General features: G+C 73.7%; 2 protein-coding genes. Both read left to right on the forward strand.

Annotated elements, in window-relative coordinates:
• Nucleotides 1–730, forward strand: a 730-nt coding sequence (locus FNQ90_RS21175) for an enolase C-terminal domain-like protein (protein ID WP_323380109.1), incomplete at its 5' end; no start/stop codon positions are given.
• Nucleotides 727–1982 (forward strand): MFS transporter (locus FNQ90_RS21180; RefSeq protein ID WP_182607814.1); only part of this gene is annotated, 1256 nt, incomplete at its 3' end. The genes FNQ90_RS21175 and FNQ90_RS21180, both read left to right, overlap by 4 nt.

Genomic DNA, 1982 nt, shown 5'->3' on the forward strand with positions numbered 1-1982 from the left:
GCCCTCCGCCGCGACCACACACACCATCGGCATCACCGATCCCGGCGACGCCGCGGAACGGGCCCGCGCGCTCGCAGACCGGGGCTTCCGGCTGCTCAAGCTCAAGCTCGGCGCCCCCGACCCGGCGGAGGACCTGGAGCGCGTCTCCGCCGTCCGCGACGCCGCGCCGGGGATCCGTCTGATCCTGGACCCCAACGGGGCCTGGACCCCGGAGCTGGCCGAGCGGCTGATCCCGCGCTTCGCCCTCCCGGGGGTCGAGGCCGTGGAACAACCCATCGCCCCCGGGGACCCCGACGCGCTCGCCCGGCTCGCCGCGCGTTCGCCCCTGCCCCTGATCGCGGATGAGGACGCCGCCGATCACCGGGACGCCGTCCGGTTGGCCGGGCGGGTCGGCGGCGTCAACATCAAGCTCGCCGAGTGCGGTGGGGTGCGGGCGGCCCTGCGCGTCATGGAGGCACTCCGGGGGAGCGGCACCGAGGTCATGCTCGGCTGTTTCACCGCCTCCTCACTCGGCATCGCCCCGGCCGTCCACCTGGTGGACCGCGCGCGGTGGGTCGACCTCGACGGCCACCTGCTGCTGGCCCGGGACCCGTGGCGGGGCATCGGTGGAGCGGACGGCACCGTCGGCGTCGGCGACACGCCGGGGCTGGGCGTCACCCCGATCGATCCGCCGCCCTCCGGGGACGCCCTCCCGGACCACGCCGCGCGGACGGGGGGAGGCCGGCCGTGACGACCCTTCGCGCGGTGCGGGACTTCCCCCTCGCCGTCCGCCTGCTCCTGGTCAACCAATTCGGCGTCAACACCGGCTTCTACCTCCTGGTGCCCTACCTCGCGCTGCACCTCGGCGAGAACCTCGGCATGTCGGCGGCGATCGTCGGCGTGGTGCTCGGGGTGCGCAACCTCAGCCAGCAGGGGCTGTTCATCATCGGTGGTTCGGCGGCCGACAGACTCGGTGCCCGGGGTGTCATCATCACCGGTTGCGCCCTGCGGACCGTCGGGTTCGGACTCTTCGCACTCGGCGATTCCCTGACCGTCCTCCTGGCCGCCTCCGTACTCAGCGGGATGGCGGGCGCCCTGTTCAACCCGGCGGTGCGCGCCTACATCGCGGTGGAATCGGGGGATCGGCGGGCGGAGGCGTTCGCCCTGTTCCAGGTCTTCGCCACCTGCGGCGCCCTGGTCGGCCCCCTGCTGGGCGGTGTCCTGCTGTTGGTGGACTTCCGCACCTCCGCGCTCACCGCGGCCGCGATCTTCGCCGTCCTGACCGTGGCACAGGCCCTCGTCCTGCCGGCCCGGAGGGTGGAGCGCCTCGATCGCCCCGGCGTCCTGACCGATTGGCGGGGGGTGCTCGGCAACCGGCGATTCCTCGCCTTCGCCCTCGCCATGACCGGCATGTTCACCCTGGAGACCCAGCTCTACCTGCTTCTGCCGGACGGCGCGCGGACCGCCGGCGGATGGGCGGGCGCGGCCGGCCTCCTCTTCCTGGTCGGTACCGTCGCCGGCCTCACCCTCCAGTTGCGCATCACCACCCGACTCAAACGCCGGGGCCGGCGCGGCCGGTGGATCTCCCTGGGCCTGGCCCTCATGGGGTTGGCCTTCCTGATTCCGCTGCCGGTGGTCGGGGTCTCGGATCCAGGGGTCCCGGACGGCACGGCCGCGGCGGCGCTGCGCCTGCTCCCCGTCCTGCTCGCCGCACTCGTCCTCTACCTGGGTGTGATGACGGCCCAGCCCTTCGTCATGGAGCTCGTCCCCGCCTTCGGCCGGAGTTCCCTGACCGGCACCCACCTCGGGGTCTTCTACATGGTCTCCGGCCTGGCCGCGGCCCTCGGCAACATCCTCGTGGGATGGACCATGGACCTCGGGGAGAACCCGGGGATCTCCTGGCTGCCGTGGGTGTGCTGCGCCGCCATCGGTCTGGCCTCCGCGGGGGGAGTGGCCCTGCTCTCCCGCCGCTCCCTGCTGCCCGACCCGGGGACCCCCGTCCC

Origin of the sequence: Streptomyces alkaliphilus, assembly GCF_014141535.1 — a bacterium.
In the GTDB taxonomy this organism is placed as follows: Bacteria; Actinomycetota; Actinomycetes; order Streptomycetales; family Streptomycetaceae; genus Streptomyces; species Streptomyces alkaliphilus.